12 protein-coding genes are annotated in these 15952 nt (G+C 46.6%); 5 read left to right on the top strand and 7 right to left on the bottom strand.

The window, feature by feature from the left end; genetic code table 11:
* Positions 1-124: 124 nt before the first annotated feature.
* Complete coding sequence (locus tag ACP2WE_RS21520; protein ID WP_425217586.1) at positions 125-1510, bottom strand: hypothetical protein; 1386 nt, start codon at positions 1508-1510, stop codon at positions 125-127.
* 131 nt (positions 1511-1641) lie between these two features.
* The gene (gene cobM, locus ACP2WE_RS21515) at positions 1642-2433 is read right to left on the bottom strand and encodes a precorrin-4 C(11)-methyltransferase (RefSeq protein WP_425217585.1); all 792 of its coding nucleotides are present in this window, start codon (positions 2431-2433) and stop codon (positions 1642-1644) included.
* A 171-nt stretch (positions 2434-2604) separates the two neighbouring features.
* Between cobM and ACP2WE_RS21510 the strand changes: the two genes are divergently transcribed.
* Positions 2605-3117, top strand: coding sequence for an FKBP-type peptidyl-prolyl cis-trans isomerase (locus ACP2WE_RS21510; RefSeq protein ID WP_330481958.1), 513 nt, complete (start codon positions 2605-2607; stop codon positions 3115-3117).
* Between the two features lie 90 nt (positions 3118-3207).
* Here ACP2WE_RS21510 and ACP2WE_RS21505 read toward each other — a convergent pair whose 3' ends face one another.
* Positions 3208-5910: an ATP-binding protein gene (locus tag ACP2WE_RS21505; RefSeq protein ID WP_425217584.1), complete on the bottom strand. Its 2703-nt coding sequence runs from the start codon at positions 5908-5910 to the stop codon at positions 3208-3210.
* A 465-nt stretch (positions 5911-6375) separates the two neighbouring features.
* Positions 6376-7656, bottom strand: a complete 1281-nt coding sequence (ctpC, locus tag ACP2WE_RS21500; protein WP_425217583.1) for a carboxyl-terminal processing protease CtpC — start codon at positions 7654-7656, stop codon at positions 6376-6378.
* A 268-nt stretch (positions 7657-7924) separates the two neighbouring features.
* Here ctpC and ACP2WE_RS21495 point away from each other — a divergent pair, with 268 nt between their 5' ends.
* Together ACP2WE_RS21495 and ACP2WE_RS21490 are read left to right on the top strand one after the other, a co-directional pair.
* Positions 7925-8368, top strand: coding sequence for an ExbD/TolR family protein (locus ACP2WE_RS21495; protein ID WP_425217582.1), 444 nt, complete (start codon positions 7925-7927; stop codon positions 8366-8368).
* Positions 8369-8383: 15 nt separating this feature from the next.
* Positions 8384-9523, top strand: coding sequence for an energy transducer TonB (locus ACP2WE_RS21490; protein ID WP_425217581.1), 1140 nt, complete (start codon positions 8384-8386; stop codon positions 9521-9523).
* Between the two features lie 146 nt (positions 9524-9669).
* On the opposite strand, the gene ACP2WE_RS21485 is transcribed toward ACP2WE_RS21490, so the two are convergent.
* Positions 9670-11358 carry a potassium channel family protein gene (locus ACP2WE_RS21485; protein ID WP_425217580.1) on the bottom strand — a complete coding sequence of 563 codons (1689 nt, stop codon included), beginning with the start codon at positions 11356-11358 and terminating at the stop codon, positions 9670-9672.
* 214 nt (positions 11359-11572) lie between these two features.
* Here ACP2WE_RS21485 and ACP2WE_RS21480 point away from each other — a divergent pair, with 214 nt between their 5' ends.
* Complete coding sequence (locus ACP2WE_RS21480) at positions 11573-11917, top strand: translation initiation factor (protein ID WP_425217579.1); 345 nt, start codon at positions 11573-11575, stop codon at positions 11915-11917.
* A gap of 98 nt (positions 11918-12015) precedes the next feature.
* Positions 12016-12246 (top strand): hypothetical protein, encoded by a 231-nt coding sequence (locus tag ACP2WE_RS21475; protein ID WP_425217578.1) that lies wholly within the window; start codon positions 12016-12018, stop codon positions 12244-12246.
* Positions 12247-12253: 7 nt separating this feature from the next.
* Here the strand turns inward: ACP2WE_RS21475 and gcvT are convergent, their stop codons facing one another.
* Together gcvT and ACP2WE_RS21465 are read right to left on the bottom strand one after the other, a co-directional pair.
* Positions 12254-13396 (bottom strand): glycine cleavage system aminomethyltransferase GcvT, encoded by a 1143-nt coding sequence (gcvT, locus tag ACP2WE_RS21470; RefSeq protein ID WP_425217577.1) that lies wholly within the window; start codon positions 13394-13396, stop codon positions 12254-12256.
* Positions 13397-13440: 44 nt separating this feature from the next.
* A complete protein-coding gene (locus ACP2WE_RS21465) occupies positions 13441-15921 on the bottom strand; it encodes a PAS domain-containing hybrid sensor histidine kinase/response regulator (RefSeq protein ID WP_425217576.1) in 2481 nt (826 codons plus the stop codon).
* Between the last annotated feature and the right edge of the window lie 31 nt (positions 15922-15952).

The raw sequence follows: 15952 nt of genomic DNA, 5'->3' as shown, positions 1-15952 counted from the left end.
CTCCTCTAATCCCCTCTTTCATAAAAAGAGAATTCCATATATTATGTGTCTTAACGATCGAGAGGGTTTCGCTCCTCCTACTTGATAGCGCGGAAGCAGTAACAAGAGCTTCATAAGCATTCTGTTACCTTAAAAGGCTATAAATCTTGCTAGTCCCTGATAGCGTTGTGACGATAGTTTTCCGATTAGGGGCAAAGTTTATGCTTTTCCCCTCAAATTGTGCCAATTTTTTACCTGAGATATCAAGTAAATACACTAGGTTGCTTTGTTCAAACTTGGTTGCAAAGAACTTGCTGTCCTCACTAAAGCCGAGAAACTCTCGATCGAATTCAGTTAAAAGCTTCCCGAATGAATCGTAGAGATAGCCCTTGCCATTGATAGAATTGAAGATAAATACAGTTTTTCCATCAGCGCTAAAACTAGGTAACCCTCCTTGCATCTCAGCCAAGAACTTACCAGAGCGATCGTAGAGAAATGTAGCGATCTTGTTATATTTGTAAGTGGAAATGCGTTGCCCATCTGGGCTAAAACTAGGAGAATATCCTGCAAAGCGATCGATCTCTTGCCCAGAAAAGTTATACAGGCGACTCTCTTCATTAAAACTAACGACGAGAAGAGATTCCGTCGGGCTAAATTTTGCAAAATTGCCATCAAATTGCCTGAGCTTTTGTCCAGATAAATCATACAAAAATGCTTGGTCTTGAGAAGATATTGTCACAACTTGCTTACCGTCAGCACTAAAGCCGTGAAATTCTCCCTCAAACTCTGCCAGTTTCTCTCCTGTCGATGTGTCATAAAGCTGACTGTTCTCTCCAGGATCGATAGATTCTCCAAAAATAGGCATGACGATCAGGTACTTTCCATCCGCGCTAAAGCGATAAGAGATTCCTGTCATTTGAGCCAATCGTTTTCCTTTTAGATCGTAGAGATAAATCTCATGGGAGTTGGCGCTGCGCGTAACGATGCGTTGTCCACTAACATTAAACTTCGGGAAAATCCCTTCAAATTGGGCGACAAGGCTACCTGATAAATCGTATAGACGAACTACAGCTTGGCTTGGGACGGAAATATGTTTGCCAGAAAAATCGTATGGACGAAATGTCACAGGACTTGATGTGACAATATGCGCACCTGTGGGGCTAATATCTTCTAGATCTCCATCAAACTGTGCGAGATGCTTACCAGTTAAATCGTAGAGATAGACTTTGGTGCGATCGCTAAGAACCGTGAAAATCCCCTGTCCATTCGGTGTGAAGCGTTTGAACTCGCCCTTAATTTCAGCGATCGCATGAATAGAGTTCTGTAAAGCAAGTTCGCGTTCGGCACTAGATTGTTTAGGGGCGAGGGCTACAGACTTGCTTATAGGTGGTTTAATTTGCTGTGCGATCGCCTGTGTTGTCACGGCGATCGCCGCTACTGAGCCAAATCCTAGAACTGCCCATCGCACTCGATTTTTAGAACCTTTTACTGAAGCTGCTGTATCTTTTGACCTATTGTTCTGTCGGGACATAATCACACCATTTAATCAGAATTAAAAATTCAGTTCGCGTCGGTATGGGAGCCATCATCCACTTGAAGTTGAAATCACGTTAAATAAGTACAAAGCCTACCTTAAACTGGCTCATTACTTTACTTGATTTATTAAGATTTGCTCGGATCGCGAAACAGGCGCTCGTAAGTCGGGTGGTAAAGGCGCGATCGCGCCGTACCGAGTTTTTCTCGTCTTGCTTGGGCTTCACCTAAGGCGGGACTAATTATGTAAAGCGTTGTGCGGATCAGATCTTGGTCGCGGGTAGCAGAAGCCATTTCATGCAGGGGCACGAGCAAAATTTTCTCATCCGTCCATCCCAGCCGATAGCAAATTGCCACCGTTGTCTCGGAGGGATAATGGGCTAATAGTTTGGCTTGAGCGTCTTCAACATGACGGGCGCTGAGGTAGAGACAGAGAGAGGCTTGATGGGCTGCCAAACTCGATAATTCTTCGCGCTCGGGGACTTTGGTACGTCCGCTAATGCGCGTGAGGATAATGGTCTGTACCAACTCAGGCACGGTCAACTCTACCTGTAGTCTGGCGGCTGCGAGTTGAAAAGCACTCACCCCAGGGATAATCTCAAATGGAATCTCGGCAGCATTCAAAGCCATAATTTGCTCGTGAATCGCCCCATATAGGCTCGGATCGCCATCATGCAACCGCACGACTAATTGATGCGATCGCGCCCTTGCGATCGTAAAATCTAAAATTTCTTCTAAGGTCATGCTGGCAGTGGCAACCAACTCGGCATCAGGACGACATACCTCTAGCATCTGCTCGGGCACAAGCGAACTGGCATAGATCGCGACATCTGCCGCCGCCAAGAGTTTACGACCTTTGACCGTGATTAGATCGGGATCTCCTGGGCCCGCACCAATGATATAGACAGGTTGTATGGACATTTACGAGTTTTGCTATCCTGAATTTTGTCTGAAGGTTCCGATCGAATGCCAAGCAAAATGATAGGATGCCATTAGCTCAAAGCCACAGGCATTTTAACAGCCTCATGTGGACGCGATGGGTTCTATCCCCAAAAAATATAAACCTAGTTGATTGAGTTGGAGAAACAACCCTTGAAAGGAATTTTAATCAGCTTTGCGATTGTTGCGATCGCTGTTGTCGTCTTGGTCGTCGCACAAATTGTCGGTGGGCAATCGGCAGTCAATGCTTCTGAACTTACCCCTGCAACCATAACTAATAACCCTACTACGGAAATTGCTCAAATGACATCTTCGAATGATGCGGAAATCGTTACGACAGAATCTGGTCTGAAGTACCAAGAAATCAAAGTTGGCACTGGGGCACTTCCCAAAAAAGGTCAGAAAGTGAACGTGCATTACATTGGCACGCTAGAAAATGGCACAAAATTTGATAGCTCCCGCGATCGCAATAGTCCTTTCTCTTTTCAACTTGGCGTCGGTCAAGTGATCAAGGGCTGGGATGAAGGGCTTTCCACCATGAGAGTGGGCGGTCGTCGCATTCTGACGATTCCCCCTGAGTTGGGCTATGGTGCGCGTGGTGCAGGTGGCGTCATTCCCCCCAATGCTACCTTGATCTTTGATGTAGAATTGCTCAGTCTTTCTTAGTCAAATTTCCATATTCGATTTAGGGGTACATATAAATTATGTATCCCTATTTTTTTATCGCCTGTGCTTCTGGAACAATTGACATTCTTTCTACTGCCCATATCGATTGGGAATCTCAACCGTGAAGGTGGAGCCTTTGCCTACCGCACTTTCGAGGTCAATCATCCCACCCATCATCAGAACCAGTTGCTCGGTAATTGCTAAGCCTAAACCAGTGCCTCCATGTCTGCGGGTTGACGACTGATCGACCTGTCGAAACTGCTCGAAAATTGTACGTTGAAACTCAGGCTCAATCCCAATTCCTGTATCATGCACGGCAACGATTAAAGAGTCGGAGCTTGGCAAGGCTGAATTTTGACCATCCAAGCCCTGCACTAGACCTTGAATATCTCCATTCACGATCGCTGGCTCTTCTGGAAGTTTTGATTTTTCTAGCTTGTCGTTTTCTAGGTTACTATCGCGATCGCTAAATTTCGTTCCATATTTAAGTTCTACACGCACTTCGCCCCGATCTGTGAACTTAATTGCATTGGAGACCAAATTGGTAATCACCTGTTTAATCCGCATTGGGTCGTGATAGACCGTACATTTGCCAATTTGATTTTCAAACACAAAGGCTAACGATTTATTGGAGGCAAGTGGTTGCAGGCTCTCACAGGTATGATGAATCAGTTCGTCAAGATTAAAAAACTCAGGATGAGGTTCCATGCGTCCTGCTTCGATTTTTGACAGGTCGAGAATGTCATTAATCAGTTCCAGCAGGTTCTTACCATTGCGCAGAATGCGTTCCACCATGTCGGCTTGATTCTCGCTCAGCACATCGCGGCGTTGGCGCAGCAGCACTTGCGAAAAGCCGATGATCGCATTCATTGGCGTGCGTAGCTCGTGGCTCATGTTGGCGAGAAACTGGCTCTTCAGTTGGGTTGCCTCAATTAACTGAGCGTTTTGCGCTTCAATTTGGTTAATCAGTTGAGCGTTCCCGATCGCAATCGCTGCCTGAACCCCAAAGGAAGCCAACAGCGTAATATCCTCTCTAGAACTGGCGCGTTCCAATTGGGAATGGGCGATCGCTAAAACCCCCAAACGACCAGAGCGACTAGACTCAATCGGGACGCAAAGGGCACTCTTGACGGGTAATTCTTCAACAAGATAAGCTTCTCCCGCTTTAATCTCAATCGGAATCCCCTGTTGAAATACCTGCATAATCAGATTCTGTTGGTCGAGCGTATAGGCAGCATCCTTAGGAAATCCTTCGGGCAGTCCATTCGTTGCCGAGAAAACCAGCCGATCTGACTTGGGATCGTAGAGCACCAAGACGCATAATTCTGCCCAAGCGATCGCATCACAGGTCGCTTCTACGACTGATTCCAACAGTACGTTTAAGTCCTGCAACTGTTGGTTGATCAAGTTTGTGAGCCGTTGCAAAATGCTCATGCGTCGCTGTTGATCGATCATGATGCGATTGGTTTCTTGCATCACCTTGTCACGATAACGTTCGTCAGTGACATCGCGCAAAATCATCACACTGCCAATCAGTTCCGCTTCCATGCCCACGAGAGGTGCGGCTTTGGTACTTAAGATCACCTCGCTATCATTGGGATGACGCAGCACCACCAAATCCTCTACGACCTCCCCCGTAGACATAGCACGGAAAATTACCAATTCCGACATTTCCAAAGGCTCACCATTGGGATGGCGAATGTCAAACTGCTCGATCACATCTTCCATCGATTTCGCCACTAAAGGCGAGGTCTTAGCCCCATTTTCGCTTTCGGGATTCGGCACGCCTAACATGGCTCGTCCCGCCGAGTTAATTTTGAGAATTCTTCCCGCTGGATCGCTGAGCAAAATGCCATCGGCCAATTGCTCGAATACGGTTGTAAGTTCTTCCCTTTGACGGGCGATCGTCTGAACGCTCTGGGCATTGCTAATTGCGGTCGCCAGACGGCGATCGATCGATCGCAATAGGTTCCGACTTTGGGGCGAAAGCTTGGCAAGGCTACCTAAAAACAGCACGCCAATCACGTTCTTTTTGAGCATCAAAGGCCAAGCTGAGAGACTCTGAGGTAAGAGATCGCCTGCGGGCGTGCGGTAAACCAAGGGTTGTCCGTTGAGTTGATCTCCTTCCCAAATCACCGCCTCACCTAACTGCGCAGCTTGTCCAATCAGACCATCTCCCATGGCAATTTCTTGCATCAGGTGACTGGTTTTATAGCCCCATTCTGCCACTAGCACCAAGCGATTCCCATCTGGAAAAGCATTACTACTTTCCCACAGATATAAGTTGCCTAACTGAGCATTGGTCAATTGACAGACCTTTTCTAGACTGGTTTTGATCAGCTTGGTCAGATCGGTGGTGTTGACCAAGACTTGATCGAAAGACTGCAAGCTAAATTGAATATCCCTTGCCTCTAGCTTGGCGGTCTTTGCCTCTAGTTGTGCCGCCATACGGTTAAAGACTTCAGCAAATTCGCCGAGTTCGTCGTAGCGCGCGATCGACGATCGCACCGAGAGGTTGCCTGTAGAGATCTCTTCTGCGACCTGCGATAGCTCTGTGAGTGACGGCTGAATGCTACGCACGATCGAGCGTGCCACAAAGATGCCTGCAGCTAGACCTGCAATTAAAGCCGCGATCGCAATCCAAGTCGCCAGTTGTTGAAATTCGGGTGTGCCTTGATGCACGTACAACAAGAGCATCATCGAGGCAGTGGCAAGGAGGGTCACACTGATAGTCAAGCCCCACAGCACGCGCTGCACTAAACTCTCTCGCCTTGGCAAAATGATATTTTTCAACTGCTATTACCTATGAATGGAGATACTCGTCAGGGCGAAGCATTCGCATAGGTAAATTTTAGCTTGGCTAGAGAGCGAAGCATTCGCGCAGGTAAATTGTAGACGAAGAATAAACTATGTAGGCAAATATATTACCCCGCAAAATTATGAATGTGAGTTCGGAGCAATTATTTTGGAACAAAGCAAACAAACCTATCGGAACCAAAAGGTCTGATCCCCCTGCCCTATCGGGCGTCCCCTTTTTAAGGGGGACGGGAAGGATAATGATGGGAGATAAAGCGTTTCAGGTTTCCCGATCCCAAACTGAAGGTAATTACTAAATAATGCTGCTGGTTAAGTATTTATACAAAACAGTAAAAATCTGGCCGAAGGTTTGCCAGTTGCCCATTCCCTGTAATTTTGAGAGATAAAGCCTTCCGCAAGTAGAGTAGTCAGATAGTTGGGTCTGACTACTCGGTAATAGGCTTAGGGACGAATTGCAGAAGGCGTTTGAGGGTTTTGGGCTTTTGCGTTTAGAACTTCAACGGCTTTTGCAAATTGAGGATCGGAGAGCGTACCGATCAGATCGCGATCGCCACTTAAGCGCTCTCGATCTGCTTTGCTTAGCTCTAACACGTAGTCTGGCTTAATACCAGAGTGGTTGATGTCCGTACCGTTAGGTGTGTAGTACTTGGCGATCGTTACTGCCATCCCCGAGCCATCGCTAAGAGAATGCACAGACTGCACCAAGCCTTTACCAAAGGTTTGCGTTCCTACAAGAACTGCACGTTTATTGTCTTGCAATGCACCTGACAAAATTTCGCTAGCACTTGCCGAACCTCCATCCACCAATACCACGAGTGGTTTATCGGTGAGGGATTGATGGTTTGCCGTCAACCTTTCGCTTTCACCTTTACGGTCGATCGTCGAGACGATTGTGGCATTGTTTAACCACATACGGGCAATCTCAGCACTGGAGTAAAGCAAACCACCAGGGTTAGAACGCAGGTCTAAAATGTAACCTGTCACGCTTTGATTGGCTTGTTGCTGAATTGCTTTACGCATATCGCTAGCAGCATTGGCATTAAACTGTCTGAGACGAATGTAACCAACTTTGCCAATTGGAGTGTCTCGGACTTCTGCAACAACAGGGTGAATTTCAATTTTGGCGCGTTGCAGCTCTACATCAAACTGCCGTTCGCCGCGCTTAATTCCTAAAGTGACCTTACTACCCGCAGGCCCGCGAATCAGCGATACTGCCTTATTGATATCCATGCCTTCGGTGCTTTGACCCGCGATCGAGATCACGATGTCTTTAGACAAAACGCCCGCCTTAGATGCAGGAGAGTCTTCAATGGGTGAGACGACGATCAACTGTTTCGTTGCTTCGTCCATGCCTAGCTGAATTCCTACCCCAGTCAATTCGCCAGAGGTATCAATCTGCATGCTCTTAAATTGCTCTGGATCCATGAAGCGCGTGTAGGGATCGTCCAGCAGCTTGAGCATTTCTCGCACAGCCCGATATGCCTCAGCTTTAGAAGCATAATCGCGGTTTTCCACAAACTGCTTTCTGACTTGCCGCCAGTCAACTTTGTTAAATGTACCGTCAACATAGTCCCGATTGATAATCTGCCACACCTCATCCACGACTTCTTTGGGACTATCTCGAAATGCCGCTATACTGGGGTTTGCTAACTGAAAGCCTACGACTGCAACTGCTGCTGCTAATGCTGCTGTTGTACTGAGCACAAGTCCACGTTTTGCCATGACTATTTCTTGGGTGGTTAAGAGATTAACGCAGTGTGTATGAGGATAATAGTGTACTTTAGCACAGGTTTATCGGTGGTGAGGGTTGCGTAATACTTACTTAAAAAACAACTTAAAAACACTCCTTTAGACAGATGGGAACACCTTCACGAATCCATCGTCTATTTGGGATTAGTGGTGTTATGAACTTTAGATTTCTTGTGCCATTTTTCCCGATTAGGATCGCGAGGTTTGTGATACTAATGAGACATCCGATAATGAACTAAGTATGAAAATCCGCTCAAGATATAGCTCTTCCTCATCAGGAGCAGAAATCAATATCACAGCCTTACTAGATGTGGTGTTTTCTATCTTGGCGTTTTTTGTAATGATTTCGGCTGGGTTAGCAACCCCCTCGCGGGTTGGGGTCGATCTACCCGTGGCAAATAATAGTAATAACGCCACAAGCAACGGCGCAGACAATAGCCAGTCTCAGCAAAATATGTTGATTGTGACGCTGGATAATGCGGGACGTACACTAGTTGATGGCAGTGTCTTAGATGCCGCCACCTTGGAGCAAGTAGTAAGATTACATATAGCAAGATATCCGCAAGCATTGATCGTGATGAGTGCAGAAGACAAAAATGTGACTTATCAGCAAGTAGTCAATCGACTAGCAGATTTGCGTCGTATAGCTGGCGATCGCGTTGCGATCGCCACTTCGCGTTCGTAAAGCATAAATAAAGATATGAAACTACCTTTCAAATTTCCGTCATTTAAAACTTCAAAAGGTGTAACCCCAACATCTGAAAGTCCAGTATCTGAGCATTCGATACATGGAAATCCATCAACCGAGCATTCTGGCACGGCAACCTTAAAGGTGTCTAGATTCTCAGTACTTGAAGTGGGTGGCAGAGCTGGCGGTGCGATCGCAAGTTTAATTTCTAAAAACCTATTCTGGTTCCTTATCCTTGTATCTGCGGGAATTCATACGGCATTTTTGTTGCTTGCCCCGAACCCAATCAAAAAGGAAGAAAAGCCACGGGAAACCGAAGTGATTTCCACGATTCCTGTGGTCAAGCTTCCTGTTAAGACGCCTCTTTCCACAAGCTCAAAGCCAGATCTCAAATTTCCTTTTAATTTTAATCCTCCTACATCCCGTACTTCTACGCCTTCTCCTTTTACTATCGATCCCTTTGCCAATCTCAATACGCCATCGCAAGATCCCTTCTCTTATCCTTTCTCATCTCCATTATCGGTAACACCTCTTAACCCTGAAGATGCTCTGCCTGTTGAAACGAGAACTGAACCAAGAGAGACCCGTAAGCCTGTAACCAGAGTAGTCCCAGACGAAAATAACACGCCGATCGATAACACCCAAAAGCCCGTAAAGCCCCCCCAAAAGGCGAACAATCTCAAGCCAGAGTTTAAAGGGAACGATGTACTTGGTGGAGGCACTCCAGTCAATCCTGCTACCACAAATACAGGACAAACAACCACTGGCTCTAAGAATGAGGGAGTATTGGGTGATTTAACCGTGTTTACGGTTATCCAAAAGATTGGTGGCTCTAATATTATGTTTACCGAGATTGCACCTAGCTCAGCAAATATTTCAGCAGTAAAAGTCGAGAAAGGCGTGATGTGGATTCCACCCAAAACTACTGATGTAAATGGGAAGCAGGGCACGGTTGAGGTTGCGCTTTTGGTTGCGCCCAATGGTAAAGTCGAAGAGAGTTTTTTTAAGTCTAGTGGTGTTGCTGAACTAGATAAAATCGCACGGGAAACTGTAAATGGCTACTATGACAAATTTCAGCCGATCAAAGAAGAGCAACACAAAGGCAAGTACCGCTATGTCACGATCAAGTATTCTTTTCCCTCATCAAGATAAATACTTACAACCAATTGAAGTTCTGTAATACCAATTTCTCTTGAAATTGCTACAGATCGGGTTTTGTGTTCCGCGCTCCGCGCGGTCTTTTCAAAAAGATGCGTTGCATCACTTTTTGAAAATGGTATAACAGGCGATCGCAGGGGTTAACTAGCCGCTACCTGAAAGGGTGTAACCCGCCATAACTGTTCTAGTCGAGAGGCAGGCATGGTCAGGTAAAGCACATCTCCTGCACTGAGGGCAGCTTCGAGCAGATTCCATCCATGCAAACTTTGCGAACTCGTTTCTACATAAAGCGGCACGAAGTCAGATAACATCGCTGCCTCTTTGACCAACTTGCCACAAAAGGGATGATTGGGCGTGATCAGGGTAGCGAGAGCCACCCATAAACTATCCGACACAATGCCATTGCCTAAAATTCTGCCTCCTAAAGCCGAAGCAGCAAACGCCGGTGCGGCAATTTCAGGGGGACTGAGTACAGATTCAAACTCAAAGACCTGCTGTGCCATACGGGCGTGGTCGGGGTCTTCGTAGCGCACAACGACGCGACATCTTGGCGCCAGACCCTTGGCATTGAGGGCTATTTCTAAATTAGCCGTATCGTTACTGGTAACCGCCAACAAGCATTCAGCATGCTCTAGGTTGGCAGTTTTTAGCGCTGCTGGTAGACTGGCATCCCCATGAATGACGGGAATACCCAGCGATCGCACTGTATCTAAATAACGATTAGCAGTATCTCGGTCGATAATTAAAACTTCATAGCCATAGCCGACCAGTTGTGTGGCAATTTGCACGCCAATACTACCTAGACCGCAAATAATGAAGTGACCGCGTTGGGGAATTTTGGCGGCATCTAAAACCTGCCTCAAGCGCGTACCTAAGATAAAGTCATTGAGCAGGGCATACCAAATCCCGACCACAGCCGTTCCCACGAGCATCATGGCAATTGTAAAGATTTTGATACTATCAGGCGAATTTACCAGAATTTTGTCATTCCCCCCAGCACCTGTAACCATCCCCACTGAAAAATAGAGGGCATCAACTGGCGAAACATCCATTTGAAAACTGGTATAAACCATGGTTGCTGAGAAAATCGTAAGCAGCAGAGCCAGTGCCATTAAAAGAATCGAGCGGCTATGTTGCTGCAAATGCTTAAAGCTGGTTAGCAACTTACTCAAACGCTGAAATAGAGTCTTTGAGGTACTTCTTACACTGGGTTGCGTGCCGATCAACAGGCGATCGCCCAGACGAAGATTCCGTCCATGCACCACCGCTGTGACTAAATCGACGGAATCGTCAATGGGCAAATAGTAGATCAACATGCGCGTGCGATCTTCCCAAAGCTCCGTGAGTTTCTTGCCGCGCCAAGGATGGCGTTCGTCAATATATTCTTCGTGAATCGGCCAAGTTTGATTAAATAGGCGCAGTTGCCCGATGGCTTCGCTGCCGATCGCGCTAAATGTAAATACTGGTGCTGCTAGCGCTGCCACGCTCATGGTTAAGTGGTCGGGAATGGTTAAATCGAGCCGCACTCCCAAGCTGGTATTAAATAGACGGTTGATAATACGTACGCGGGGATTCAGTACCCTTGCCTGCATCAAAATGGTGAGATTGAGGGCATCATCGGAAGAAGCTAAAATTAAGGTTTGGGCATCTCGAATACCTGCGGCGAGTAGGGTCTCGGCTGCTTGCAACTCCCCCACCACAATCTCAGCATCCGCATTACGAATCGGGCGATCGTTAATTCCGACAACAAAGGCTCCCTGCCGCTGGAGCAGGGTAAGAATTTTAAAGCCTGTGCGCTCTAGGCCACAGACAATAATACGTGGTTTCATGTTTAGGTAATTTCCGCAGCGCAATCCTAAAACTGGTCTATTTTTTATTGTGCGGGAATGCGATCGCGAGGAATGTAGCTGAAAGCACCAGAGCTGGATGAATTCTCGATCGCTTTACGCTAACCTTGAGTAGTATCGATTCTGTTCGATCGATTCCGCGAACTGCCAGAATCAACACCGATAAAAAGCTGTAACCTTTAGCCCCAATTGACACATGAGTAGCGACAAATCAGCCAAGCCTCGCATTGTCTATCAGGAATTTGGTTCTGCCAGCCAAGAGCAAGCATTTGAACGCCCCGCGCAAGAATTACCACCCAAAGAGCAAAATTTGCGCGTTCAGGCATCGCGTAAGGGACGCAAAGGCAAAACCGTCACCACGATCTCTGGATTTCAGATGAAGCCCGAAACCTTAAACGCGCTGATGAAACAACTCAAGGCTCAGTGCGGCGCAGGTGGCACGATCAAGGAGAATGAAATTGAAATTCAAGGCGATCATGCCCCCAAGATTCAGAAGATTTTGCTCGACCTAGGCTACAAAGCCAAAATCAGTGGGGGCTAAATTTGGCATGTGTCAGTTAGAGAACTAGCACAAGCGATCGCCTACCCCAGCGGATTGTCTCCGATACTGACGAAAGCGTTAACAAAGTTAGATCGGCTATGAAGATTACAACAAATCACTTTTTGCCTTTGGTGACCATGGTGATTATTTTAAGCGGTTGGGTGGGGCTCATGGAGTGGCACATCGGCAGCAAATCCTGTGGGGCAGATTTCGATCCTTCTAAAATTTGCAAAGAGGGCGTGAATGTGGCAATTCCCTTGGGAGTTTCTGTCGCGATCGCGTTGGATGTCCTCGTACTCAAGGCCGCCACTTCTAAAGATCCTTCCTAATCTGCCATCAATTTGCTGGTTTATAGAAAGTCCGCTTGACCACACGCGCAGGATATTCTTGATTTCTAATTTGTACTTGCAAAGATTGTCCGAGTTTCGCTAGTGTCGTGGGGACATAGCCCAAGGCGATCGCTTTTCCCAGAGTTGGTGACATGGTTCCACTCGTTACAATGCCAACCTTCTCGCCGTCATAGCAAATTGGGTAATCGTGACGGGCAATATTCCGACCTTCCATTTCTAATGCCACCAGTTTGCGCTGTATACCCGAGGCTTTTTGCTGCTCCAGAGGCGATCGCCCGATAAAGTCACCCTTCTCTGCCAAATGGACGACCCAACCCAAATCGGCTTCTAGGGGCGTGGTTGCGTCATTCATATCTTGACCGTACAGGTGCATACCTGCCTCTAACCGTAGGGTATCGCGACAGCCCAGACCACAGGGAACCACACCCAGATCGAGCAGTTTTTGCCATAGTAGCCGCCCCGTCGCAAGATCGGTCATAATTTCACAGCCATCCTCACCCGTGTAACCCGTACGCGCCACAAAGCTAGGCGTACCTAGGACATGGGCTTGCCGATGCCCAAATCGCTTGATTTGACTCAGCTCCTCTGCGATCAGGGGTTGCAAGGTGGTAAGTGCTTGAGGTCCTTGAATTGCCAAGAGCATCTGTTCGTTGGAATAATCGAAGAATTGGATAGACGCGCGATCGCCGCCCAAATGATTCAAGTGGTTCACAATCCAAGTTTTGTCTTTGGTTGTGGTAGAAGCATTCACAATCACCGACCAATGTTCTGACTTGCCAGCAGAATTCTCCATGTCAGCATGACGATAGAAAATCACATCATCGATGATGCCTGCTTCTGGATTCAACAAAACTGTATACTGGGCTTGCCCTGCCTGTAATCTCGCCAAATTGGAGGGAACGAGCTGTTGTAAAGCTTCTAACACGCCTTCTCCAATCAGGGTGAATTTTCCCATATGCGATACGTCAAATATTCCCACTCCCGATCGCACGGCTTGATGTTCTGCGACAATTCCCTTGTACTGTACGGGCATCGACCAACCACCAAATTCGACAATACGCGCTCCTGCGGCTAAATGTAGGTCGTATAAAGGCGTTTGCTTGAGTGGAGTGGCTGGAATGGCAGTCATAATAATTTTTTAAAGTCCTTTTTTGTAAGTTGTGGCGATCGCGATTATGGCAGAATTCGAGTTGCCCACTCAGATAGCTTCGATTGCAACAGCTCTCGACGCAATGGCTTACTGAGATAGTCATCCATTCCAGCAGCTAGGCAGCGATCGCAGTCTTCCTTTAAGGCATTGGCAGTCATCGCAATAATCACAGTTCGATGTTGTGTAGGATTCGCATTTTCCCACCGACGAATTTCATGGGTGGTAGCATAGCCATCCAAAAGCGGCATCTGACAATCCATGAAAATAATATCGTAGGCTTTGATTTTTATGGTTTCAAGTACCTCAACACCATTACTGACCACCTCAGCAATATAACCCATTTGCTCTAGATGCTTAAGCACCACCTTTTGATTCACAAGATTATCTTCAGCCACAAGAATTCTCAAATGCGCAGAATTACGATCGTCTATGGAAAGTAGGTCGAAAGCTTCCCTTGATTCCTTATATATCCTGGCTGGCAATGTGGGATATAGAGGTGTTTCCCAGACATCTGCGATCGCTTGCATCAAACGAGAAAACTTCAGTGGTTTGACCAAATAGCTATTAAAGCCCGTGTTTAAAGCTTCTGAGACAAGATGGCGCTGATTCGTATGAATCATCAAAATTAGCGGCAGTTTCTCAAGAATGGGAATGGCACGAATTTGACGACCCAGTGCAATTCCATCCGATGGTTCCATCTTAAAATTGATTAAAACGCCATCATAACTGAGTTGACTAGAGAGGCGATCGGAACCATCGGTTTGCAGCAGCATCTCCAGAGCCGTGGTTGCGCTGTCAGCAGCCTGCACTGCAATTCCTAGTTGCGTCAACTGCTCGAAAATTGCTCTGCGACTATTGGCATTGCGATCGACGACTAGTAGCGATCGCCCTTTAAACAGAGCTGTTTCGATGTCATAGCGATCGCCATCCTTGGCTGGCTGTCGCAAGAAAGGAACTTTAAACCAAAACTGCGAGCCGCGATCGTTTAAAATAGGACTTTCTAGCCCAATTGCTCCTGACATCAGCGTAACAAGTTGCTTGGAAATCGCCAAGCCCAAACCAGTACCACCATATTTGCGGGTCGTAGAAGGATCGACTTGAGAGAAGGAGGTAAATAGCTTGCTTTGGTTCTGTTTAGCAATGCCGATACCTGTATCAGTTACTGTAAATAGAAGTTCGCAACCTGTTACCTGATTTACACCCCGATCTGATTGGCGCTCTAGAGAAAGATGCAAATTAGGCACTTCAACGGATAGAATGATTTCACCTTGAGCCGTAAATTTAATCGCATTATTGACTAAATTTGTGAGAATTTGCCGTAAACGCCCTACATCACCGCGCAAATAGATCGGAACCTGTCTCTCGATCAAGGTATTGATTTCCAACCCTTTTTTATGAGCCTGTGGTGCCAGCAGTTCCATCACATCTTCTATACATTTCATTAAGTTGAAGTTGATGGTTTCTAACTGCATTTCCCCTGCTTCTAGTTTTGAAAAATCGAGGATTTCATTAATCAAACTCAAGAGGAAATCGCCACTCAAGCGAATATTTTCGACATAGTCTCTTTGCTCGGAGGTAAGGGGGGTTTCTAACAGCAGGTCGGTCATGCCTAAAACCCCATTCATAGGCGTACGAATCTCATGGCTCATATTTGCCAAAAAGATGCCTTTGGTTTGGGCTGATTGTTCGGCTTGCTGGCGTGCTAGCTTGAGTGCATCTTCTGTGCGTTTTAGCTCGGTGATGTCTCGCCCCACGTAGACATAGTTAAAGATGCCCTCTTGATCGGTCTGAATGATCGAGCAGGAAAAGGAAACTAAGATATCCGTGCCATCTTTGGTTTGGCAGATTGTTTCTGTATTTTCGAGAAAATGTTTGTCGGTGAGCGCCTGTTGTTGATGAACGCATTCTAGAAATTTGGTATCGAGAATAAGTTCTGCGATCGCCCGATCTTGCAATTCTTCACGGGTATAGCCAAATAAATCTTGAGCCGCTGGATTAAAGGTTTTGATTTTGCCCGTGGTGGTGGTCACCAAAAGGGCATCAGCCATCGAACCAATAATTTTATCAATATAGTCATTGGTCGTGGCTAAGGCGTGAGATAGTAGCTCCGCTTCGTTGGCTCGATGCACCAACTTTTGCGTCATGTTCATTTTTTCGGAGACATCTTCGAACCAGATCAGAATATTCTGATTTTCTTCAGCGTCAAAGGCACTCAGAATATAAATATCAAAATAGATAGGCTCGCCTTTGACTTGGGTGCGATTGATGCTTTTGAGTTCAAAACCCGATCGCTCTCCTTGCCAAATTTCATCAAGGATGCGCTCGAGTCCAATCAGTTCTGGGAAGCAAAGCCTGACATCCTGCCCGATCGCCACCTTAATGATGAGCCCAGCAAATCTTTGGACGCCGTAGGATTCTTCAACAATCACTAAATCTCGATTCACCACAATATATGACCTTTGCGGTGGCACTAAAAGCTTTTTGAGAAGACTCGACTGTTTCATTACCTATAGGTTACCCAGGCATTGCTGCGCG

It is taken from the genome of Tumidithrix helvetica PCC 7403, from assembly GCF_965232925.1.
GTDB lineage: Bacteria > Cyanobacteriota > Cyanobacteriia > Pseudanabaenales > Pseudanabaenaceae > Tumidithrix > Tumidithrix helvetica.
Note: the sequence above shows the minus strand (reverse complement) of the source record. Positions and strands in the feature narration are given on the sequence as shown.

Bases quoted from the DNA above. Each gene is read 5' to 3' on its own strand.
- ACP2WE_RS21475 (WP_425217578.1), top strand. From the start codon at position 12,016: ATGAAGATTACAACAAATCACTTTTTGCCTTTGGTGACCATGGTGATT.
- ACP2WE_RS21520 (WP_425217586.1), bottom strand. From the start codon at position 1,510: ATGTCCCGACAGAACAATAGGTCAAAAGATACAGCAGCTTCAGTAAAA.
- ACP2WE_RS21465 (WP_425217576.1), bottom strand. From the start codon at position 15,921: ATGAAACAGTCGAGTCTTCTCAAAAAGCTTTTAGTGCCACCGCAAAGG.
- ctpC (WP_425217583.1), bottom strand. From the start codon at position 7,656: ATGGCAAAACGTGGACTTGTGCTCAGTACAACAGCAGCATTAGCAGCA.
- ACP2WE_RS21485 (WP_425217580.1), bottom strand. From the start codon at position 11,358: ATGAAACCACGTATTATTGTCTGTGGCCTAGAGCGCACAGGCTTTAAA.
- gcvT (WP_425217577.1), bottom strand. From the start codon at position 13,396: ATGACTGCCATTCCAGCCACTCCACTCAAGCAAACGCCTTTATACGAC.
- ACP2WE_RS21495 (WP_425217582.1), top strand. From the start codon at position 7,925: ATGAAAATCCGCTCAAGATATAGCTCTTCCTCATCAGGAGCAGAAATC.
- ACP2WE_RS21490 (WP_425217581.1), top strand. From the start codon at position 8,384: ATGAAACTACCTTTCAAATTTCCGTCATTTAAAACTTCAAAAGGTGTA.
- ACP2WE_RS21480 (WP_425217579.1), top strand. From the start codon at position 11,573: ATGAGTAGCGACAAATCAGCCAAGCCTCGCATTGTCTATCAGGAATTT.
- cobM (WP_425217585.1), bottom strand. From the start codon at position 2,433: ATGTCCATACAACCTGTCTATATCATTGGTGCGGGCCCAGGAGATCCC.